The following is a 22,432-nucleotide window of genomic DNA, read 5'->3' as shown; positions in this document are numbered from 1 at the left end:
TGGGAGTAGAAATTCCATCAACTGTCTATAGCTCTGATCCAAGTTTGTTGCTTCTTTAATGAGTTGCAAAGCAACAAATTTTTAGCATTCCCCCCAAGAATTCAACTTGATCCAGAATATACCGGATGAATTGAAGCTGAAATAAAAAAGGAAACGCGGGACATATATATCCCGCGTTTCCTTTTTATTTCTTTTCCTCTATATAATCCTTTTTCAGGTAACAGTGGTTGCGCTTTACCCGCTCAGGCAGGACAGAACTGATCCTGTAAACCAGCCATTCTGTTGCTGGTGTTGTCAAGGTGTAGGAATTGAATGGTAAGATTTGAGCGGGAAACGGGACTCGAACCCGCGGCCTTTAGTTTGGGAAACTAATGCTCTACCAACTGAGCTATTCCCGCTTCTATGCCAAATGTAATGATATTTTACAAAAGACCCTCTATCTTCTTCACAATCTCATCCCGATGCACATAAAACGTTTTCGGAAAATCCCAGCACCCCTCTTCATCCCACCTCTTCCTATCCTTAAAAAACTCCAGCAATTCCCTCAGATTTCCCTTATTCCTTGCATAAAACATCCTGTCCCCAACCGGAAACTGGTAATACAAATCCGCATTCACCACCGTCAACTTCCGATGGCTATACCCACAATGTTCACAGGAAGCTTTACCGGTGATTTTCCCGGGCTTGAACATATAACCCGTCATCTCACAGTCAGCAGCTAACAAAGCTTTATGGGAACAAGCAGGGCAGATGATATCTACATCTATTGGAAGAACACTCATAGCAATAAAAATGGGCAGCTGGTGAGGCTGCCCGTTTTAAATTCATTACTGTGCCATGCAAAATGATTCGTCACTCATTAGTAAGCTATTGACGACATAACGTAGTATCACATTAGTCCTTCAATCCATCATACAACGGAGTTTTTCTTCAACACGCTATCATTGACTCCAAAGGGAAAATTCCTTCCCCATGCATTAGCAATTTCATTTACTGGGCAATAGCAAATTTCTTTGCCAGCCAGCTATTCTTTAACGGCTGCAGCCAGTTTTCTTCTAATTCTTTTAATGTCAGCACTGTGTTGTTCAGGTAAATAGTATTTTCATCTATATACCCTTTCTCCAGTGCATAAGGCACCTGCATCATTGGCAGCAATTGCAGTTTTTCTTTCAACACAAAACCCAGCAACAACCTGTCAAAGAGATTCACGCTGTACTGACGCTCTATGCTCTTGATCACCCTCACCGAGCTATCTGTGCTGCAACCACTTACATGTGTATCAGTTTCATCCGCAATCACCAGGATCACCTGCTCAAACAACAGCTTCGCCCAGCCCTTCACAGGCGCACCATGTGCCTGCCAGTGAGCCGTGAATTGTTCCAGTTGTTCTGCAATCTCAGCCTGCTCTTTCTCAGAAAAAGGACGATTGCTCTGATATATCCACACCCGCGATGCAGGGTTAAAGTCAGTCGGTAGTATTTGTCGAATATCCATATCGCAAAATTACGAAATTCCTGATTTCATTAACTGACGAAAATCAGGTCTCACTATTTCAGAATTGTGCTGCTACGCCCCCGGCCGGTACAAATGTATTTGACAAAAAAACACGGTCAGGTAACCGTTCGGTACGTCAAAGCCGCTCAAATGCCATCGCCTGCACACACTTGTTTACTCCATTCCCTGCACGATCAACTCGGCTATATCCAACACTTTCACACTTTCCTCTTTCCCCTGTTCCTTCACCCCGTCCGTCAACATCGTCATACAAAACGGGCAATTCGCCGCTATCACACCTGCCCCCGTCTCCACCGCCTCTCTGCCCCGCTCAAAATTTATCCTTGTGTTCCCCTTCTCTTCCTCTTTAAACATCTGTGCACCACCTGCTCCGCAACACAGGCCATTACTCCTGCATCGTTTCATCTCCACCAGCTCCGCATCCAGCACTTCCAGCACCTTCCGCGGGGCCTCGTAGATCTCGTTCGCCCTTCCCAGGTAACACGAATCATGATAAGTAATCTTCCTGCCCTTAAAAGCACCGCCTTCCTTCATCCTGATCTTACCCTCGTCTATCAGCTGCTGCAAATAAGTAACATGATGCAATACCTCATAATTTCCCCCCAACTCCGGGTACTCATTTTTCAACGTATTAAAACAGTGAGGACAGGTAGTGACTATTTTCTGCACACCATAGTTATTCAATACCATAATGTTATTCTGCGCCATCATCTGGAATATAAACTCATTCCCCGCTCTCCGCGCCGGATCTCCCGTACAACTTTCCTCTTTCCCGAGGATCGCAAACCGTACCCCGATCTTTGTCAGTATTGTCGCAAACGCCTTTGTAATCTTCTGTGCACGCTGATCAAAACTACCAGCACAACCCACCCAGAAAAGGATCTCAGGTGTTTCACCACTGGCGAAGTATGTTGCCATCGTTTTTATTTCCATGGAATTTCTATTTATGCATTCATTTCAATTGCCCACTTATCCCGGTCATCAGGGCTGAATTTCCAGGGGGCCATGTTATTCTCAATGTTACTGAACATCATATTCCACTCCTGTGGCGCACTGCTCTCTTCCATTACCAGGTGTCTCCGCAGCTGCAATATGATATGTAAGGGATTTATACTCACCGGGCATTCCTGTACACAGGCATTACAGCTGGTACACGCCCGCAATTCTTCCTCACTGATATAATCACGAAGTAAGGTCTTACCTTCCGTATTTCCCAGTTTCCCGATTTCCTCCGCACGGTCACGGGTATCCATCATGATCTTGCGCGGGGAAAGTTTCTTCCCTGTCAGGTTTGCAGGACACGCTGCCGTACAGCGGCCACATTCCGTACAGCTATATGCATCCAGGATATTCTTCCAGGTCAGGTCCGGTACATCTTTTGCCCCGAATTTCGGCATCTCTGCCGCCGCAGGTGCTGTCGCCGCCAGTTCCGGTTGCAGCATCAGGGTGACTTCCTGCTGTACCGCCGGCATATTCTCCATCTTTCCCTTCGGACGAAGATCGCTGAAATAGGCATTCGGGAACGCCAGTATAATATGCAGGTGCTTGGAATATGGCAGGTAATTCAAAAACGCCAGGATACCCAGGATATGCAACCACCAGCAGCCCCGCTCTATTGCTTCCAGGGTAACCGGAGACAACCCGTCAAGTGCCCCCCTGAAAGCCCCGGATACCCAGAATGGCCCTACGTTCGCATGCAATGCCTGATCTGCGGCATTCATCGTCAGGAACAGCACCATCAGCACTATCTCCGTAAGCAGGATATAATTGGCATCTGACTTCGGCCAGCCATCCAGTTCATGCATCACAAGCCTGCGCACATGCACTACATTACGCCTGATCAGGAAAATGGCACAACCGGCAAGTACCAGTACTGCCAATACTTCAAAACAGCCAATCAATACCGGGTAGAAGGAGCCTAACAGCGGCATGAATAAGCGGTGCGTACCAAATATTCCATCCAGAATGATTTCAAGGATCTCCACATTAATGATCAGGAACCCCGCATATACAAAGAAATGCAGGATAGCTACCAACGGATTGCGGAACATTTTTTTCTGCCCAAAGGCCAGGAGAAACACATTTTTCCAACGTAGATCGGGGTGATCATTCAATGAAACATCTCTTCCAAGCAAAATATTAAGCCTGATCTGCCTGGCTTTGCGGTAAAAGAGGTACACAGCAATGGCGAAGGCAAATACAAACAGGATTTCCTGAATTATATGCATACATCAGATTTGAACTATTGCAATGTAACGAAAAAAGGTATATAGATATACCCCGGCTATAGGCAAACTATAATACTATATGTGCACCAGAATGATACTAAAAGGTCACTTCAATATCACCTCAATATCCCAAGGATATACAAGTGCCCTTCTGGTGTACTATTGGTGTACTATTAATGAGCCGATGGTAGTATCGTCACACTATCACCATTCTATCGTTACACTATCGGCAAAAAATCCCTACTTTTATCCCTTCAATTTATTTTGACATGGAATCAAAGAATGTGATCCTCACCCAGGATGTGATCGATAAAAAAATCAAACGCATTGCTTACGAAATATATGAGCATAACAGTGAAGAGCCGGAAATCATCCTGGCCGGGATCTGGGACAGAGGGACGATTCTCGCTGAAAAAATTGCGGCGATCCTGAAAGAGATCTCTCCCATTCGAATTAAAATGATTGAGCTGAAACTGGATAAACAACATCCGGATGCCGTGCAGATCTCCGAATCATTGGATTTCAATGGGAAAGTGATCGTATTGGTAGATGATGTGGCCAATTCAGGCAGGACCATGCTCTATGCCCTGAAGCCGCTGCTGGAATTTTTGCCGAAGAAAATTCAGACAGCTGTACTGGTAGACCGTAAACACAAGTCTTTCCCGCTGTCTGTGGACTTTGTGGGGTATTCTTTAGCGACTACACTGCAGGAGATGGTGATGGTCGATGTGGTAGGAGAGGAGATTCATTCTGCTTATTTACAATAATTTATAGGCCTCATCCCGGCAAACCTGGTGCTGGGACCATTGCCGGCAAACTGATTCAATGAAAAAAGCCTGTATCAATAAAGATACAGGCTTCTTTTATTCCGGTAACAGCCCGGAAAAAACGCAAAGGATGCAGTTTTATTCCGCTACTCCCTCTTGTTATTTATTTCAGTTGCATATCCTGGATGATCTGCTGGATCTTACCATCCAGCGCCTTCGTAGCCGCATCAAATCCTTCCGCGTTCTCCAGCTGTTGGTTTACGCTAAAGTAGAACTTGATCTTTGGCTCTGTACCTGAAGGACGGGCAGAAATCTTGCTGCCATCTTCCAGTACAAACTGCAGTACGTTAGACTTAGGCAGCGTGATGGGCTGTACGTCTCCGGTCTTCAGGTTCTTCACCTGCTGCAGCTGGTAGTCGTACGTAGTCACTACCGGTACACCGGCTATGGTAGCTGGTGGATTCTCACGGTAACCTTTCATCATCTCCGCAATTTCGTCGGCACCTTTCATGCCCTTCTTGGTGATAGAGATCAGGCTTTCCTTGTAATAACCATATTTTACATAGATGTCGATCAGCTGCTGATACAGGGTACGGCCCTGGCCTGCAGCTACCGCAGCCATTTCACAGATCAGTGCTACCGATGCAATCGCGTCCTTGTCACGTACATTGTCACCAATCATATAGCCATAAGACTCTTCACCACCGCATATGAACTGCTCCTTACCTTCCTTGGTACGGATCAGATCAGCGATCCACTTAAAACCGGTCAGTACATTGTAGCAGTTTACATTGTTCCTGGCAGCAAATACGTCAATCAGGTCTGAGGTTACGACGGTTTTACATACGTAATCCTTGTCGCCAGCCAGTCCCTTTGCACGACGGCCTTCTATTATATAATTGAAGAGCAGTACCGCAGTCTGGTTACCATTCAGGAGTATCCATTCTCCTTTCAGGTCTTTTACAGCAATACCTACGCGGTCAGAATCAGGGTCTGTACCCAGCAGGATAGCTGCATCCAGTTCTTTCGCTTTCTTCAGACCGATGCTCATCGCTTCGGATTCTTCCGGGTTAGGATACACTACAGTAGGGAAGTTACCGTTCGGCGTAGCCTGTTCTTCTACCACATGTACATTGGTAAAGCCAAAGCGTTTCAGTGTCTCAGGCACCAGGGTGATACCGGTACCATGAATTGGTGTATATACGATCTTGAGATCTTTCTGCGCAGCAATTGCTTCAGGCTGAATGCTCAGGCTCTTCAGCATCTGTATGTAAGCTTCGTCTATTTCTGCACCGATCTGATGAATGTTTGCTTCTCCACCTGACCACTTTACTTCGTCAACAGAGGTAATTTTCTCCACTTCGCGGATCACGTTTTTGTCGTGAGGCGGAATGAGCTGCGCGCCATCATTCCAGTAGGCTTTATAGCCGTTATATTCTTTAGGATTATGCGATGCTGTAAGTACGATACCCCCCTTACACTTCAGATGACGGATGGTAAACGAGAGCTCCGGTGTAGGGCGAAGACTTTCAAAAAGGTATACTTTGATACCGTTTGCAGCCATAACGTTGGCAGCCACTTCGGCAAAGAAACGGCTGTTATTGCGACTGTCGTGTGCAATCGCGATACTGATTTCATCCGTGAAAGCCTGTTTCAGGTAGTTGGCAAAACCCTGGGTAGACATACCTACCGTGTATTTGTTCATACGGTTGGTGCCTACGCCCATGATACCGCGGAGACCGCCGGTACCAAATTCAAGGTTACGGTAGAAGGCATCAGCCAGTTCATCGGGGTTGTCCTGTTGTAATTTTTTGATGGCAGATACCGTTTCCGCATCAAACTGGCCGCTCAGCCATTGTGATACCTTACTTTCAATTACATTATCCATAAAAATATTGGGTTTGTCTGAAAATTGTGTCAGATACAAGATTGTAAAATAAAGGATAAATCCTGAATTATGGACCTACAATTTGCGGCCCAATTGGACGGATATGCAATTATTGCACCATTCAACAGGTATGGGGATAAATAGAAATACCTATAGATTAGAGAAAATTGGGGGTATTAATTACTTTTGCGTGCATGAGGCGGTACGAAGATTCCTATAAACAAAAAGGATTACGCAAGCAACTGGTGGATAGTATTCTGCAAAAAGGCATCACAGACCAAAGTGTTTTAGCAGCTATCAACAATATTCCCCGGCATTATTTCCTTGATACAGCATTCGAAAGCATTGCTTATGAGGATAGGGCATTCCCTATAGGGGAGGGGCAAACCATATCTCAGCCTTATACAGTTGCTTACCAGACACAATTGCTGGAAGTAAAGCCATTCGAAAAAGTACTTGAAATAGGTACAGGTAGTGCCTATCAGGCTTGTGTACTGGCTGAACTAAAGGCGATGGTGTTCACCATTGAGCGCCAGAAACGCCTTTTTGACCTGGTAAAGCTCTTCCCATTTAAGTCCAAATACCCGAATCTCCGGTTCTTCTATGGCGATGGGTACGAAGGACTACCTACCTACGCGCCTTTTGATAAAGTGCTGGTGACCGCGGCAGCTCCTACGATTCCTGAGCGGCTCCTGCAGCAAATGAAGGTGGGCGGTAAAATGGTGATCCCTGTCGGCGGACAGGAAGTACAGCGCATGCTGCGCATTACTAAAGTGAGTGAAAGCGACTTTGAACAGGAAATGTTTGACAACTTTTCGTTTGTGCCAATGCTGGCAGGCAAAAAAGCCTGATGATGGGGTTTTATAACCTGTCGTGTTGTGGTTTTTTATCCTCAATTTCCGGCGTTTCTTCAGGATCGTCCTGTTTCTTCTTCCTTTTGAACAGGTTTGGATCCATCTTTCCAAAACGATAACGGATGTTCAACCTGATAAAGCGGGTCATCCTTTTACGGCTGTAATCCTGAATAAATGCTTCCGTCTCATAATGGGAGCTGTATTGCTGTGTATTCAGGATATCTGAGATATTCAGGGAAATAGCCAGTGCATTGTTCTTCAGCATTTCTTTCCGTACCCCCATGTCAATGCCGTTCATCGCCTTGAAGGTACCCTGTGGTTGCACACGGGGGGACCGGTAATGGGCATTCATCTGTATATTAAAACGGCCCGGCAGGCGGCAGTTGGAATTCACATTGATTCCCCATGAAAAATATTCATTACTGATAGTAGCACCGGTCAGTTTGCTATACTCCAGATTCAGGTTGCTGGATACATTCCAGCCTTTCAGGATGTGCAGGTTGTAAGTAAAATTTGCACCCCAGTCCTTGTCCGTTGCCAGGTTCATGGGTTTGGTGGTAGTGACCCCCGTAGTGGTGTCCAATACACTGATGCGGTCAATATCGTCATTGGCCTGTGAATAGTACACCCCTGTATTCAGGAAATCTTTTGAACCCGGATAATACCTTGAGTAATTCATTTCGAACTTATGGGTCAGGGAAGGGCGCAAAGCCGGGTTGCCGACACGGATATTTTGTGGGTCGGAATTGTTCACGTAGGGCAGAAGCTGGTCGAAATTGGGCCTGTCTATGCGGGTAGAATAGTTAAAGATCAGGCTTTGATCCTGGTTATGCGGCAGGTTATATTTCAGGAACAAACTCGGGAATACGTTGAAGAACTTATTGTTTACGGAGGTATCCTTGGTGTAGGAATAGCCATGGAGATAAGCCTGTTCCACACGGGTGCCTGCCATGTAGCCCAGGTTGCCGATGGCATTGGAAACATTGACGTAGGCGCCATAAATATCTTCCTTGTAATAATAGGTATTGGAAAGGATGCCGCTGGTTTCGTATTGCATCGTATTCCAGTCATACACCTGTGCATTATAATCGTTATTATTATTCCGCAATGTCGCCTTACCCCCGGTTTCGAACTTACCCTTTTTGCCAAATGGTGTGGTATAATCCGTTTGTATATTCCAGAACTTGTTCTGAGAGCGACCAGTATTGGCCTGCAAATCAGGATGAGCAGAGGTGTTATACCCCGTGAAGTAATTACTGTTGTTATTGCCCTTGTTATTACTAAAGCTCACGTAAGCTGTCCATTCTTCATTCTCGCGTTTCGTCGTATGCCGGAAGTTGAAGCTGGTGTTATTATTCGGATTCCTATTGCTGCTGGTGTTATGTCTATCCCCTGATTTCAGCGGATCTTTGGCCTGACCCAGGTAGTTCAGGGATATGTTGTCTTCGCTGTTGCCCTGACTGCTGCTGAAACCTTCGGAAAGCGTAAAGGTATTGTACTCATCCAGGTAGTAATCGAGTCCTATCCGGCCTCCATTCTGGTGACTGGTATTTTTATTATGGCTATCCTGTGTAAAGAACCAGGTGCCGGCGGTATCGGCAGTCAGGTTCTGACGATAGCTGTACCCCGATCCGGTAATAGATTCGTAGCGGCCGTTATAATTCCCGAAAAAGTTGAATTTTTTCAGGCGTAAGCTGGCATTGGCTGTACCATTCACCTGTCCTCTTGTTGCCACGCCGGCATTGAACATTACATTGTACCCGATTGCCTTGTCTTTTTTCAGTACAATATTGATTATCCCTCCACCACCATTGGCCTCAAATTTCGCAGAGGGATTGTTGATCACCTCCACCCTGTCTATCGTCTCTGCCGGAATCATTTGCAGTGCCGTTTTTGCATCTCCGAAAGGAGAGGGCTTGCCGTCTACATAGATGGTAACGCTTTTGCCACGGAGGGTAACGTTGTCGTCTATATCTACATCTACGCTGGGAATATTCTTTAATACATCAGTACCTGTACCTCCCTCGGCGGTAACGAAAGCGCCCGCATCGAAGACCTGCCGGTCTATTTGCATGGAAAAAGCAGGCTTTTCAGATTTCACCTCCACAGTAGCAAGCACTTTGCCGGTGGGGTGCAATTGTAAGGTACCGAGGGGTTTATTGGCAGTAATATTTTTGTAGAGTTTGTCGTATCCCATGAAGGTGATGCGGAGAATATACCGGCCGGGTTGTACTGCAGGAAATGAAAACGTGCCATCTGGTTGAGTATACATTCCCTTAAGCACGGAGGAATCCTTTTCCTGTAGGATGACTACAGAGGCATATTCTACAGGCTTGCCGGTGCTGGCGTCTACGGCTTTGCCCGAGAGACTGTTGGCTGATTGGGCGACTACAGATACATAACAGAGTGCCAGGACCACTGTTAAGATAAACGGGCAATACCGCATGGTTGATAAAAAAGTTGAGACCGTGACAAATATATTGGGAGTAGTGGGGAATAGGCGGGGGAATGTGATGAAAGGTGAGGATTCGGGGTGTGAGGGAGAAAAAGTTCTAAAAATATTTGGAAGTTGGGAATTCTTTTACTTATCTTTGCAATCCCAATTCAAACGGTGGTTGTAGCTCAGTTGGTTAGAGCACCAGATTGTGGTTCTGGGGGTCGTGGGTTCGAACCCCATCATCCACCCACCTTTAAAAAAGGACTTCTTGAAAAAGAAGTCCTTTTTTATTATATCAATTTCTTATGAGAAAAGAGTGATCAGCCAACAGCTCAATTATCGTTGTTTGATTTTCTCCAGATATTCCGTCTCATTTTCCTTCAACACCATATCATACCCCTTTCTATCCATAAATGCACGGGGATTATACCCGCTACCTGCCTTGTGCTTAACCTGAAGATCAAATTGGCTGGCATGTGATGCTAACCAGATATCAAATGACAGGCCTTTCATCGCCTGTAGGGTATACGCATAATCCTTTGCAATGCCCGGATAATTATGTAAACTGGAAAAAGGCTTATCAGTGACAATAGTAGGTATATTAGCGATCAATACCTTGTAGGACCTTGCTGAATCTTTTACCGTAAATAAAAAGCTACACGAGCCCTTTGTATGTCCGGGATGATGCAACATCACCAATTTGGTATTGCCAAGTGCGATCGTATCTCCATTCTGTAAAATCCTGTCCACTTTTATGGGTGCAAAAAGACAGTTGCTCCCACCATCTAAGTAATCCGATTGTCCGCCATCTGCAACCACCTGCGCATCTCCTTTGTCAATCATTAGCCTGGCCCCCGTCATTCTTTTTATTTCAGCCATCGCCCCCAGGTGGTCATAATGCGCCTGCGTATTTAGCAGGATCTTTACATCAGCAAGTTTGAATCCCAATGCTTCTATATTAGCCCTGATCATAGGTGCAGAGGACTGTAAACCTGTATTGATCAGTATATGGCCCTTCTCAGTCACAATGAGATAGCAAGCCAGTTCATAAGTGCCTACATAATAGAGGTTCCCGGCAATTCTAAAAGACGGGAAAGGCTTACTCCATTCCGGGTGATTATTCTTTGGTTCGACTACCTTTTGTGCAAAAGAAACAAACGCGAAAGATAGCAGGCATGTTACTAACAGTAACCGACATTTTAACAACATACAATTCGGCATTAAGTGAAGAGTGCTCAATATATGTTTAATAATTTAAACAGGCACCATGATTCCCGATATTCAAGTATATCGCCGGGCTGGCAATCCAATACCCTGCAAAATACCCCAACGAATTCCTGTCGAAAAAGCCTGTTCGCTGGTATTTTCTAAACAGGTTCTGTAAAAGAACGCCACAGTTAGAAAAATAAGATTGCTCAATATCTGGACGATGAACCAGCGCGCAGGAATTTTATCAGCATAAAGTGTAGGGGTAGGTGTGTGTTGTAAGAATGGTATGAACCATCGGATAGGATAAATTAATGCTTTCAGGGAAAAGAAATGGTAGCCAATAAATAAGGATGAAAAAATAATTTGCAAGTTTAAAAATATTATTATCTTCGCGCCCCGCACAGTTAGAAACGGTGTGAGAAAACGGTGGTTGTAGCTCAGTTGGTTAGAGCACCAGATTGTGGTTCTGGGGGTCGTGGGTTCGAACCCCATCATCCACCCACCCTAAAAAGGACTTCTTTAATAAGGAGTCCTTTTTGTTTTAGTAGACCCCTGTTTTGCGCCGGAAATGCTAATCTCAGGAAACGTCACTTCAAAGTCAATAAACCCGTTAATATTCCTCCCTCAGCGCATAAGGCCCGTAAATCATTCAGCCTTTATACTCATATACCAATAGTCACGGTACAGACAACTCTTCTCGTACTACAAGATAATATAAGAACAAAGGCTGCTATCTCCATTCTATTCTCTTTATTTACCTTTCATTTATAAATGCCTGCTGCAATATGTTAACCAGACCTATTCAAATCTTCCGAACCCGGCTATATCATCCGGACCTCTCTATATTCCAATTACAATTGTAGAAAAGTCATTACCCCGATAAATCATTCTCACCAGCAGATGAAGCAATCTTCCCCTCTAACCAAGGTGATCTTTCAAAGGGTATCACCACCAGGCGGCTCCACAGTGAGCCGCCTTTTATTTCAAACAAAAATTAGGTATACTTGTACGACAAAGGATGACCAATCAGCTACTATACGATGGAATGGACGAGAAAGCACTTTTTTTACAGGTAGCAGAAGGCGACGAAACTGCATTTACTATTATCTACCAGCATTTCATGCCTCTCCTGGCTGGTGCGATGATGCGCCTCCTTCAATCAGAAAAGGATGTGGAAGAAGCCTTACAGGAAGCATTCCTGCGGGTTTGGCTCAACAGGGACAGCATTCCCGGCATCACTAACCCCGGAGGCTGGGTACGACGAATAGTAATCAATGAATGTTACCGGCTGCTTAAAAAGAGAAAACTGCGTGACCGCCTGCAAGGAGATTTATCCTCCCTTGCAGCGGACGACTCCTTTGCTGACCAGTATAGTGCGATGCAACAGGTGGCGTTCAATGAAACCAAACGCATTATCCAGGAAGCAGTCGCTGAAATGTCTCCCCGGCAGGCTACTATTTATAATATGAGTCGTATACAGGGAAAAACGACCCGGGAAATTGCCGGCGCCCTGGATCTGAGTAATGATTATGTGAAAAAGACGCTGGCGACCGCTTTGGAAAAAGTTAGAAAAAAGCTGGTCGCAGCAGGGAAATTACTCCCCTCTGTGCTCTTGTGAATTAATTCCCTCTGTCCTCTTATGCCCCCCTTTCAACCATCCCTGAACGGGCAAAAAAAATATTTTCACCCCTATACCCCCCTTTTTCATTCCCGTGGGTCATTTATATATGGACCATCAAAGACTAGCTGATTTACTGAACCGATACGCCGACCATTCTATCACCATAGAAGAAACCGGGGAATTGCTTTCCTGGCTCGAAGCCAATCCCAATCATCCCATGGCGGAAGAAGTGGGAGAGGAGTTCCTGCTTGCCAACCAGCATGTGTCCACTAACCTGGAACCCTATCAATCTATCGCCAACAGCATCCTGGCCACAGACAGACCTGTCATCCGCAAAATTTATCCTATTAAACGCATACTTTCCTACGCTGCCGCTATTGCTTTATTAATTGGTGCATTATTATATAACCTGTTAAAAGAAGATCATCCTCCAGTTACCATTGCTCAAACGATCACGCCCGCCATTAACGGCGCGATCCTTACCCGCAGCAACGGGCAGCAGGTCAATCTCGATACGTTACAGACTACCAGCCTGGGTAAAGAAGACGGTACCGCCGTTAAATTAGATAAAGGATTACTGGCCTACGAAGGCGCCGGCAACAGCGGGAATATGGTCTACAATACCATCCAGACGCCCAATGGAAGAACTTTCCATGTCATCCTCCAGGATGGCACTAGCGTATGGTTGAATGCCGGTAGCTCCATTACTTACCCGGTTGCATTCAATGGTACATCAAGAGAAGTCAGCATCACCGGAGAGGTATATTTTGACGTAGCCCATGCAGCCACCCAGCCATTCAAAGTGAACATCGGCGACAAAGCATGGGTACAGGTACTTGGAACAGCATTTAATATCAATGCTTATAAAGACGAACCTTACATCGCCACCACCCTTGTTCAGGGCGCTGTAAAGACCGGCAATCAACAAAATGAAGCCATTCTTCATCCCGGCCAGCAGGCCATTGCCAACGCTGATGGTAGTTTGCTGTTAAAAGATGTGGAGACATCTGCCATCACCGCATGGCGCAATGGACTCTTCCATTTTGAAAACGCTTCCATCCCGGCAGTGATGCGCCAGCTAGCCCGCTGGTATGATGTAGAGGTACGCTACGAAGGTACACCACCTACCCGCACCTTCTCCGGCGAGATTGGCCGTGACCTTAGCCTGCAGCAGGTTTTAGATATTCTGAAAACAATGAGGATTCATTATACGATCAATCAAAGGGAAATTATTATTACAGAATAAAAAACCAACCATCTATTTATTTCATGCAACATTAAGAAGGGATAATACCAACAGTCAACTAAAATCAGTCCTGCCAGAAACAGGAACAAAGAATTGAATGAATAAAAAACCGGGGATTCAGATTGGACCCTGCCCCCGGTTCATATTCAGGCGATCTCTTAAGGAATTTCTACAGCTTAAAACTACCACCTAAACATTGCAAAAGTATGCAAATTAAGGCGTATTGCGGCTCCGTTTTTAAGGAGAGACCGCTGTTTTCAACCAAAATCATGTTAGTCATGAAACTAACAACTGTCCTCTTACTAGGCGCCTTCCTGCAACTGAGTGCCAATACAAACGCTCAGGTGATCAACTACACAGGAAAGTCTGTAAAACTGGAAAAAGTATTTGAAGCCATCAAAGAACAAACTGGCTACGTGTTCTTTTATGATGATGCTGATATTAAAAATGCCAACCCTGTAAACATACAGCTGAACGGCGCCACCGTAAGTAATGCGCTGCCACAGGTATTGCGGAACCAGCCATTTAATTTCAGTATACAGGGCAAGACAGTCGTTATCTCCCGCAAGGCAGACTTCTTCCCTATGGAAATGAAAAAGGACGGCCCTGTCACCGGGACCGTAATTGCTACTAATGGCCAGCCGCTCGCCGGTGCCACTGTAAGCATCAGGGGGAAGTCAGGAAATGTGCTCACCGATGGACAAGGGCATTTTTCAATCAATGCAACGAACAATGAAACGCTGATCATTTCGTATGTCGGTTACAGCCGTATTGAAATTCCTGTATCAAAACTGGATGGCCTAACAACTGGGAAGGCGGAAAAAACTATTGGTGGTAACTTCACCCGGATCGCTTCCGGTGAGTTACTGATTGGCCTCGAGCCGGTAGTAACATCGCTCGATGAAACGGTCGTTACAGGTTACCAGGTACTACGTAAGTCTAGTGTAGCTGGTTCTGTAAGTGCTGTGAAAGCTTCAGATCTATACCTGAATGGAGTGAACAGTATTGAGCAGGCATTACAGGGAAAGTTGCCAGGTGTAGTGATAACAAATTCCTCGGGTCTTACCGGCGTAAGACAGCAAACCCGTGTTCGTGGTACCTCCACCTTATTAGGTTCGCAGGAGCCTGTATGGGTCGTCGACGGAATTATTCAGCAGGACCCGTTACCTTTCAGAGCCGCAACGCTAAACTCCCTGGGAGACATTAATAAAGATAACTTCGATTACATCCGGAATTTTGTTGGGAACTCTATCGGCTGGCTCAACCCTAATGACATCGATGAAATCACCGTACTCAAAGATGCTTCCGCCACTGCTATCTATGGGGTGAGAGCGGCAAATGGCGTGATTGTCATCAATACCAAAAAAGGACAATCAGGACCTGCCACCATTACTTATTCAATCAATTCCAGCGTGAGTGACAAAGTAAATTATGACAGGCTTGAAATGATGAATTCTAAACAAAGAGTGGCGGTATCCAAAGAAATATACGCGCGTGGCCTGGTTTCGAACAATATCGATAACAATGTAGGATATGCAGGTGCGCTTTCCCAATACCTGAGTAAACAGATTACTGCAGCAGAATTCGATGCCAGGGTGGCTAGAATGGAGACCGTCAATACCGATTGGTTCAGGTTACTATTCCGGAATCCAATAAGCATGAACCATAACCTGAGCATCTCCGGTGGCAGCCAGAATACCCGCTACTATGCCAGTTTTGGATACAACATTACAAACGGTACTGCTATCGGCAACAGCAGTAAAGCCTATTCAGGCAATTTTAATATTACCTCCCGGCTCTCCTCTAAACTAAACGTTGGTTTACGACTTTCTGTGAGCAACCGGGTAATAAACGGTTTTTATATCGTTAGCCCGTACGATTATGCATCTGGTACCAGCAGGGCCATTGAAGCCTATACCACTGCCGGCGACCTGTCTTTTTATACAGCACCCAGCGGCTACCAATATAATATCCTCAATGAAAGAGATAATAGCGGTCTTCGTACCAGCACACTCTCCGCAAATACTACCATCGATGTAAACTATCAGGTCCTTCCCGGTCTGGTCTTCCAAAGTTTATTCGGATATAATACCAGCAGTACAAATGGAGAGTCTTATGCAACCGAGCGAACAGAATACATCGCGAAACTCAGGAAATTTGATTACGGTACGGCGAAACCGACCGATGCTGCTTACATCAATAGTCAACTACCGGTAGGTGGCGAACTGAATGATGATGACAACCGTACAGTGATGTGGAACTGGCGTAACAGTCTTTCCTATAGCCATGTCTTCGCAAAAAAACATGCATTGACAGCCATGGTAGGTCAGGAAGCGAACAGCAGCAGGGTGAACGGCCTTTCTGCCCGTACACTTGGTTTCATCTATGGCAGAGGTAAATCATTTGTTAACCTGCCGCTGACATACACCGCTAATAATACCGCTAATCCGCTGTTACAGGCCAATACACATCTGTATACCGACAACCTGGTGAATAACCTGGGCCTGTATGCAACTGTTAACTATGTGTACGACAATCGCTATGCCATCAATGCAAGTGTACGTTCTGATGCCTCTAACCGATTTGGCCAGTTCACCGGCGAAAAATTCAACCCTGTATGGGCAGGTGGTGTACGCTGGAATGCCGGCAGGGAAAAGTGGTTTGACCATAGCGGCTGGATGTCTGATATGAGTATCCGCTCCAGCTTCGGCTTTCAAAGAAATATCGTATCCAGCGTAAGCCCTGACCTGATCATCAAAACACCAACAGGTGCTGCGGGTAACTCTGTAGACCAGCAGACAGGCGAGTCCCTGCTCACACTGAGCAAACTTCCTTATGCAGACCTGCGTTGGGAAAAAAATACCTCTGTCAACCTGGGATTTGACCTCAGTATCTTCCGGGGCCGCGTACAAACCACTGTTGAATACTACTGGAAGAAAGGAAGGGACCTCATTACACTACTGCCCGTGCCGGTAGAATATGGTGTCGACAATATGCCAATAAATGGAGGATCGATGATTAACCGTGGTATAGAAGTCAGCGCTTCTTTTGTGCCTGTACGTACCCGTGATTTTACCTGGACAATGAGTGCCAGTACGTCTAAAAACTTTAACCAGATTAACAGGACCGGTACGCAGTTATCTTCGTTCCGCACCGCAGCCAGCGGAACTTTCTACAAACAGGGGTATCCTGTGACAGGGTTCTGGGCGTTTGACTACCAGGGAATTAATCCACAGAATGGTTTGCCCATCATTAATCTGGCAGTCCCTAAAGATGCGGATTCACTAAATGATCCTACCTCTTATATGCGCTATATGGGAAAAATGGATCCATTGGTGACCGCTGGTGTAGGCATGAGTTTCCGCTATAAAAGGCTCACACTCGCTACAGATCTGTACCTGCAGGTAGGCGGGAAAAAATTCCTGAAAGCGGCCTACCCACTGAACCCATTGTTGCCAAGAGAAAACGAAAATCTTTCTGCTGAACTATTGCAGCGATGGACACCTGACAATGTCGGCGCACAATTCCCGGGGCTGCCGGATAACAGGATCCCTTATACAAAACTACCGAATGGTAAGACTGCACTGGTGTATGATATGTACAACTATAGTTCAGCGCGTGTTGTCAATGCAAGTACGCTGAGATGCAATAACCTGTCGGTTGGATATATCATTCCCGAAACGGTATTGAAGAAACTGAAGTGTAAATCGATGAACGTATCCGGTGGCGTATCGCAGGTGTTTTCGATTGTAAGTAAAGACTACAAAGGAAGGGATGCTGAAGTTGCTACAGGAGCACAACCCCGTACCCGTACATACACTTTATCTGCCTCAGTTAGTTTTTAACCGTCAAACAGCACAAGCATGAAACAACTTATTATATACCTTTTTTCAATTTGTCTGCTGGCCAGTTCCTGTAAGAAATTTCTGAAGGAGTCCAGTCCGGATGAAATTAAACCGACAACTACCGACGATCTCTATGCACTGATGATCAGTGATGCTTATCCCTATATCTCCTCTATGGAAGATTTCTCTGATCTGCTAACGGATGACATTCGGAGTTATGGCATGCCACGTACTTCCGCAGGTGCCATCAATACTACCTATACCAGTTATTATACAAATGGACAGGGTGTTTTCAGGTTTGACCCGATGGAGCTGGATGGCTCGCAGGGTACCGCAGGAAAAGCATTAAATGCATGGACCAATTGCTATAATAAGATCAAGGGATGCAATATCATTATTGACTATGTCAATAATGTGTCCGGAACCACAAAAGATAAAAATGCTTTGGTGGGGCAATCGCTGCTACTGAGAGCATTTTATTATTTTAAGTTGGTGCAGTTATATTGTGCACCATATGGTGCTAATGCTGAAAATGTCCTGGGAGTACCATTAATCCTGTCTATGCAGGTAAGCGATGAGCATATCGGGCGCAGTACCCTGCAGCAGACATACGACCAGATAGAACAGGATCTTACCCAGGCAGCCGGCTTGCTGGCTGCCAACTATACTGCACCTAACGCATTCCGTGTAGGTAAGATAGCTGCCTATGCGTTGCTTTCACGTATGTACCTGTATAAAGGTAACTGGGACAGGACCATCGAATATGCTGAAAAAGTATTGGACGAACGTTCTATACTGACTGATATGAGCCTTGCCACTGGCAGCATGTCTATCTACGACCAGGCTACAAGTTCGGAAGTGATCTGGCAGTATGGATTCAATCCTACCAGCGCAATATCGTTTTTTCCTTCGCCGAATAGTTATACTGGTATACACGCACCTTATGAGGTGTCAGATGAATTAGCACAACAGTATGAAAGCAAGGACCTGCGCTTTAAATTTTATTTTTATAAAACAACGGTCTCCGGTGCTGAATACAAAACCCGCAGTGCAAAAATAGGTGTCAATAGCAAGTCGGGCGACAAAGGTATCCGTGTTGCTGAAATGTACCTGAATGCAGCAGAAGGACTGGCCAGGCGGTATCAGTCAGGCGGGAACGGTGCTGATCGTACTGCCGCACTACAATATCTCAATACGCTCAGACAGAACAGGTTCTCCGCTCCATATACAACTATCGATATCCAGGATGCTGACTCGCTGGTAAGGTTTACGCTTGCTGAAAGAAGAAGAGAGTTATCACTGGAAGAGACTTTCAGATGGGCTGATATCAAACGACTGGGATTGGCAGTCACGCACAATTTTATTGATGCAGACGGCAATAGTACAATTTATACCCTGCCTGCCAATAGCCCGCTATATGCGTTACCAATTCCAGCAACTGCTGTAGATAGAAACAATAAACTCATTCAAAATCCCCGTTAAAAATGAAGTTAACAATCTATATATTTCTTTTGTTGCTACTGGTTGCCTGCAACAAAAAAGAAGAAACGCTTACGCCGTCCGCCAGCCAGGCATACGCATTACCGCAGGGTAATCATGACTATGATACCACTATCATGGGCTATTATAATAAATACGGCAGCTACTTCCTGTACAAATTTTCTGACAGGGATGCGTATTGGACACCTACTGGCTGGAAGAATCTTCGTTATGATTCTTCCTTATCTGCGTGGACGGACGGCTTCAGGGTACAGCTGGCAGATGAAGCCTATGTAGGTGCGCAACTCGCAATCATCCAGCGCCTGTGGTTCAGATACTATTCAGATAAATTCCTGAAAAATTTCTTACCTGTCAAAGTGCTTTTGTGTTCAAAAATAGACTCCGCCATTTTTACTTATGATTTTTCAACTACACCCACTACGATCGTGGTGAAAACAAAAGATGTAGGTGCCTGGTATAGCTACGATAAAATCTGTGTGAACTTTGGAAGTGACAAAGTAATGAGCATGACACCGCAGGACTCCGGGTATATGACCTGGAAGCTCTCAATGGTTTTTATGAATGAAATATTTGCGATGAAACCAGTTACACCCACCGATGATTTTTTAAAGATCACGAGTTATACACCCCAGTTTACCAGCCAGCAGCAGGCCTATACGGCGGGGTCTATTACTACCTATTACAATGCATCTGCGCAGAATGACTGGAATAACTATATGCTGGCAATGGTCAGTTGCTCAGAAGAAGCGCTGAACAGGAAGGTCGCGGCCACCAGTTCCGCTTCCAATATAGGTATACTCAATCCCATCAAGGATACCAATGGGAAAATAAAAAAACGTTACGATATCGTCCGTAACTATTTCATCAATAACTATAATGTAGACCTGCAGGCCATCGGTAATGCCGCTATCCCGCAATGATTGAAGAAAGATGACCACTTTAAAGCAATTAATTCTCACCTGCATGTTACATGCAGCCCCCCTTGCTTTGTCTGCCCAGTCAGTGGATAGCATTCCTGCTGTGGAAAGCCTTATTAAACCCGGCACCGTGCAGCACAAGGGGATGTGTAATATTTTTGTACAGGATGGCAGGTATCTCATGGAAGTGCCCGATAGTATCTATGGAAGAGATATCCTGTCCGCTATCACTATTGTGCAGGGGGCAGCATTGGTAGAACGTCCGCCTGATAAAAAGTACGGGTATGCCGGTGACGCAGTGTTTGAAAGAGTGATCCGTTTTGAAAAAGCCGGCAAAAGACTCAATATTGTGCAACCTGTCTTCCAGAATGCCAATGATTCTACTACTATTTACTATAAGGTGGCTAACGACAAGATACTGCCGGTATTATTGTCGTTTCCTATAAAAGCCCAAAGCGACCATTCCGTGCTGATTGATTTCACAGATGTGCTCACAGGCGACGGTGATCTTTTTGCCCTGAAAGGCGCGAAGAAGGAACTGGGACTGGGAAGCATGGATGCAAATAAATCAGCTATCCTGAGCATCCGCTGTTTTCCCGGCAACATGAACTTTCGTTCCCTTCGTACCTATGGCCCGGGAGAGAATAAAACAAGTTCTGCATGGGAAGTAGGGGCGTCCTGGATTTTGTTACCTGAACAACCAATGCCCCAGCGGTTTGCAGACAACCGGGTAGGATATTTTACTGTGACCGTCCGTGACTACGATCATTATGCTGATCATCCCAGGGCAATACAGCTTGCGGCACGCTGGGACCTGCGTCCCAAAGCAGCAGATGAACAGCGCTACCTGGCTGGTGAACTCGTAGAACCTGAACATCCCATCGTGTTTTATATCGACAGGAATACACCTGCCTACCTGCTGCCTTATTTCATAAAAGGCGTAAATGCATGGCAGGCAGCATTTGAAAAGGCAGGTTTTAAAAATGCAATCTATGCGTTGCCTGAACCGACCAATCAGGATACCAGTTATGCCATGGAAGATGTGCGGTTTTCCTATATTTCCTACAAAGCTTCCCCAATCCCTAATGCCTATGGCCCCCATGTATGCGATCCCCGTTCCGGCCAGATCATCAGCAGCCGGGTAGCCGTCTTTCACAATGTAATGGATCTTGTGCAGCGTTGGTATTTTTCCATGTGCGCAGCAACTGATACTGCTGCACGGCGTTATCCACTCAGCCATGAAGTAATGGGCCGGCTGGTACAGGGAGTGATCACCCACGAAGTAGGACATACCCTTGGATTAAGACACAACTTTGGAGGAAGTGCATGGTATGAAGTTGATAGTATCCGCAAACCTGCTTATGTAGCAAAGTATGGATTTGGCGCTTCCATCATGGACTATATGAGATTTAACTACACGGCACAGCCGGAAGATCATATGCCGGATACATTACTGATGCCGGGTATTGGTGTGTATGACAAGTTTGCAATAGAATGGGGGTACCGATACCTGCCACAATTTACAACCCCCAAAGCGACTTCTGATTCACTGGAACATTGGGTGACGCAGCAACGAAAAGATATCCGTTTACGCTTTGGTACGGAAAGTGATCTCATGGACCCCCGCTATCAATCTGAAGATGTAGGCAGTGATCCCGTCAAAGCAAGCCGCCTTGCCATAAAAAACCTGCAGTTCACCATGCAGCATTTTGATGAATGGATGAAATCTTCAGAGAGTGATCCTGCACATTACAGGCAACAATACAGGAGCCTGCTGGGGCGCTACCACGATTATATCCTGCATGTATTCCGTGAAGTGAGCGGCAGGTACAATAACCGGGAAGCAAAGCCAGAAGAAGGACTACTGTCATACGAGACCTTACCCCGGGCCAGGCAGGAAGCAGCTTTTACCTTCCTGGAAGAATATATGTTGAATTATCCACAATGGTTATTCGATCCGGTGGTCATGCAAAAAGCATCATTTGAATTTGACAGGGATGGTATGGAGCCTTTCAATATATCTCTATCGAGACTGATAATGGCTTATACCCAGATAAGTGATAACCTGCTCGTACAACCGGATGGATTCAGCACAAAAGAGTTGTTTGAAAGATTATATACCGACATCTACAGTAAATCGCCCGTTACTACGTTCAACAGGGAACTGCAGCGTACTTTACTTATCAAGGCACTGGCCATCGTGGAAACACCCTCTGGTTTTGGCAACGACGTAAGTGTACAGCTGATGGGTATGATAGATAAAATAGCAGCAAAAAGTAAAAAGGAACTGCAGACTACCAGTGATCTCCTCATTAAAGCGCACTGGCAGTCACTGGCAGATATGATCAGGATTTGGGAAAAAGGAGACGCCTCCGCACTGGCAACAAGTAAATAAAAAATTATTG

General features: G+C 45.6%; 15 protein-coding genes and 3 tRNA genes. 10 read left to right on the top strand and 8 right to left on the bottom strand.

Translation table 11 applies throughout. The features are described 5' to 3' along the window. Window positions 1-325 precede the first annotated feature (325 nt). The 5 genes from ABDW33_RS25175 to ABDW33_RS25155 form a co-directional block, all read right to left on the bottom strand. A tRNA-Gly gene (locus ABDW33_RS25175) sits at window positions 326-398 on the bottom strand. 24 nt (window positions 399-422) lie between these two features. Further along, window positions 423-782, bottom strand: coding sequence for a hypothetical protein (locus tag ABDW33_RS25170; protein WP_343692867.1), 360 nt, complete (start codon window positions 780-782; stop codon window positions 423-425). Window positions 783-990: 208 nt separating this feature from the next. Further along, on the bottom strand, window positions 991-1,494 hold the full coding sequence (locus tag ABDW33_RS25165; protein WP_343692866.1) for a hypothetical protein: 504 nt from the start codon (window positions 1,492-1,494) through the stop codon (window positions 991-993). 174 nt (window positions 1,495-1,668) lie between these two features. Continuing rightward, on the bottom strand, window positions 1,669-2,448 hold the full coding sequence (locus ABDW33_RS25160; protein WP_343692865.1) for a (Fe-S)-binding protein: 780 nt from the start codon (window positions 2,446-2,448) through the stop codon (window positions 1,669-1,671). A gap of 11 nt (window positions 2,449-2,459) precedes the next feature. After that, the gene (locus ABDW33_RS25155) at window positions 2,460-3,743 is read right to left on the bottom strand and encodes a (Fe-S)-binding protein (RefSeq protein WP_343692864.1); all 1,284 of its coding nucleotides are present in this window, start codon (window positions 3,741-3,743) and stop codon (window positions 2,460-2,462) included. A 269-nt stretch (window positions 3,744-4,012) separates the two neighbouring features. Between ABDW33_RS25155 and ABDW33_RS25150 the strand changes: the two genes are divergently transcribed. Beyond that, window positions 4,013-4,510: a phosphoribosyltransferase family protein gene (locus ABDW33_RS25150; protein ID WP_343692863.1), complete on the top strand. Its 498-nt coding sequence runs from the start codon at window positions 4,013-4,015 to the stop codon at window positions 4,508-4,510. A gap of 163 nt (window positions 4,511-4,673) precedes the next feature. Here the strand turns inward: ABDW33_RS25150 and ABDW33_RS25145 are convergent, their stop codons facing one another. Continuing rightward, window positions 4,674-6,398 (bottom strand): phospho-sugar mutase, encoded by a 1,725-nt coding sequence (locus ABDW33_RS25145; RefSeq protein ID WP_343692862.1) that lies wholly within the window; start codon window positions 6,396-6,398, stop codon window positions 4,674-4,676. Window positions 6,399-6,592: 194 nt separating this feature from the next. Between ABDW33_RS25145 and ABDW33_RS25140 the strand changes: the two genes are divergently transcribed. Beyond that, on the top strand, window positions 6,593-7,249 hold the full coding sequence (locus ABDW33_RS25140; RefSeq protein ID WP_343692861.1) for a protein-L-isoaspartate(D-aspartate) O-methyltransferase: 657 nt from the start codon (window positions 6,593-6,595) through the stop codon (window positions 7,247-7,249). Between the two features lie 10 nt (window positions 7,250-7,259). Here ABDW33_RS25140 and ABDW33_RS25135 read toward each other — a convergent pair whose 3' ends face one another. Further along, on the bottom strand, window positions 7,260-9,698 hold the full coding sequence (locus tag ABDW33_RS25135) for an outer membrane beta-barrel protein (protein WP_343692860.1): 2,439 nt from the start codon (window positions 9,696-9,698) through the stop codon (window positions 7,260-7,262). Window positions 9,699-9,863: 165 nt separating this feature from the next. Here ABDW33_RS25135 and ABDW33_RS25130 point away from each other — a divergent pair. Further along, window positions 9,864-9,937, top strand: a tRNA-His gene (locus ABDW33_RS25130). Window positions 9,938-10,025: 88 nt separating this feature from the next. Here the strand turns inward: ABDW33_RS25130 and bla are convergent. After that, window positions 10,026-10,898 (bottom strand): subclass B3 metallo-beta-lactamase, encoded by an 873-nt coding sequence (bla, locus tag ABDW33_RS25125; protein ID WP_343692859.1) that lies wholly within the window; start codon window positions 10,896-10,898, stop codon window positions 10,026-10,028. Window positions 10,899-11,324: 426 nt separating this feature from the next. Between bla and ABDW33_RS25120 the strand changes: the two genes are divergently transcribed. From ABDW33_RS25120 to ABDW33_RS25090, 7 genes are all read left to right on the top strand, one after another. Continuing rightward, window positions 11,325-11,398 (top strand) — tRNA-His (locus tag ABDW33_RS25120). Between the two features lie 518 nt (window positions 11,399-11,916). Continuing rightward, the gene (locus tag ABDW33_RS25115) at window positions 11,917-12,516 is read left to right on the top strand and encodes a sigma-70 family RNA polymerase sigma factor (protein ID WP_343692858.1); all 600 of its coding nucleotides are present in this window, start codon (window positions 11,917-11,919) and stop codon (window positions 12,514-12,516) included. A 109-nt stretch (window positions 12,517-12,625) separates the two neighbouring features. Further along, window positions 12,626-13,765: a FecR domain-containing protein gene (locus ABDW33_RS25110; RefSeq protein ID WP_343692857.1), complete on the top strand. Its 1,140-nt coding sequence runs from the start codon at window positions 12,626-12,628 to the stop codon at window positions 13,763-13,765. 278 nt (window positions 13,766-14,043) lie between these two features. Next, window positions 14,044-17,610, top strand: coding sequence for a SusC/RagA family TonB-linked outer membrane protein (locus ABDW33_RS25105; protein ID WP_343692856.1), 3,567 nt, complete (start codon window positions 14,044-14,046; stop codon window positions 17,608-17,610). Window positions 17,611-17,628: 18 nt separating this feature from the next. Beyond that, window positions 17,629-19,092, top strand: a complete 1,464-nt coding sequence (locus ABDW33_RS25100; RefSeq protein WP_343692855.1) for a RagB/SusD family nutrient uptake outer membrane protein — start codon at window positions 17,629-17,631, stop codon at window positions 19,090-19,092. A 2-nt stretch (window positions 19,093-19,094) separates the two neighbouring features. Further along, window positions 19,095-20,030: a putative zinc-binding metallopeptidase gene (locus tag ABDW33_RS25095; protein ID WP_343692854.1), complete on the top strand. Its 936-nt coding sequence runs from the start codon at window positions 19,095-19,097 to the stop codon at window positions 20,028-20,030. A 43-nt stretch (window positions 20,031-20,073) separates the two neighbouring features. After that, window positions 20,074-22,422, top strand: a complete 2,349-nt coding sequence (locus tag ABDW33_RS25090) for a zinc-dependent metalloprotease (RefSeq protein WP_343692853.1) — start codon at window positions 20,074-20,076, stop codon at window positions 22,420-22,422. The last annotated feature ends 10 nt before the right edge of the window (window positions 22,423-22,432 follow it).

The sequence above is a fragment of the Chitinophaga sp. genome (assembly GCF_039596155.1).
Classification (GTDB): domain Bacteria; phylum Bacteroidota; class Bacteroidia; order Chitinophagales; family Chitinophagaceae; genus Chitinophaga.
The sequence above is the reverse complement of the archived record's forward strand: the minus strand, read 5'-3'. Positions and strand labels throughout refer to the sequence as shown.

Bases quoted from the DNA above. Each gene is read 5' to 3' on its own strand.
- ABDW33_RS25170 (WP_343692867.1), bottom strand. From the start codon at position 782: ATGAGTGTTCTTCCAATAGATGTAGATATCATCTGCCCTGCTTGTTCC.
- ABDW33_RS25165 (WP_343692866.1), bottom strand. From the start codon at position 1,494: ATGGATATTCGACAAATACTACCGACTGACTTTAACCCTGCATCGCGG.
- ABDW33_RS25160 (WP_343692865.1), bottom strand. From the start codon at position 2,448: ATGGAAATAAAAACGATGGCAACATACTTCGCCAGTGGTGAAACACCT.
- ABDW33_RS25155 (WP_343692864.1), bottom strand. From the start codon at position 3,743: ATGCATATAATTCAGGAAATCCTGTTTGTATTTGCCTTCGCCATTGCT.
- ABDW33_RS25150 (WP_343692863.1), top strand. From the start codon at position 4,013: ATGGAATCAAAGAATGTGATCCTCACCCAGGATGTGATCGATAAAAAA.
- ABDW33_RS25145 (WP_343692862.1), bottom strand. From the start codon at position 6,398: ATGGATAATGTAATTGAAAGTAAGGTATCACAATGGCTGAGCGGCCAG.
- ABDW33_RS25140 (WP_343692861.1), top strand. From the start codon at position 6,593: ATGAGGCGGTACGAAGATTCCTATAAACAAAAAGGATTACGCAAGCAA.
- ABDW33_RS25135 (WP_343692860.1), bottom strand. From the start codon at position 9,698: ATGCGGTATTGCCCGTTTATCTTAACAGTGGTCCTGGCACTCTGTTAT.
- bla (WP_343692859.1), bottom strand. From the start codon at position 10,898: ATGTTGTTAAAATGTCGGTTACTGTTAGTAACATGCCTGCTATCTTTC.
- ABDW33_RS25115 (WP_343692858.1), top strand. From the start codon at position 11,917: ATGACCAATCAGCTACTATACGATGGAATGGACGAGAAAGCACTTTTT.
- ABDW33_RS25110 (WP_343692857.1), top strand. From the start codon at position 12,626: ATGGACCATCAAAGACTAGCTGATTTACTGAACCGATACGCCGACCAT.
- ABDW33_RS25105 (WP_343692856.1), top strand. From the start codon at position 14,044: ATGAAACTAACAACTGTCCTCTTACTAGGCGCCTTCCTGCAACTGAGT.
- ABDW33_RS25100 (WP_343692855.1), top strand. From the start codon at position 17,629: ATGAAACAACTTATTATATACCTTTTTTCAATTTGTCTGCTGGCCAGT.
- ABDW33_RS25095 (WP_343692854.1), top strand. From the start codon at position 19,095: ATGAAGTTAACAATCTATATATTTCTTTTGTTGCTACTGGTTGCCTGC.
- ABDW33_RS25090 (WP_343692853.1), top strand. From the start codon at position 20,074: ATGTTACATGCAGCCCCCCTTGCTTTGTCTGCCCAGTCAGTGGATAGC.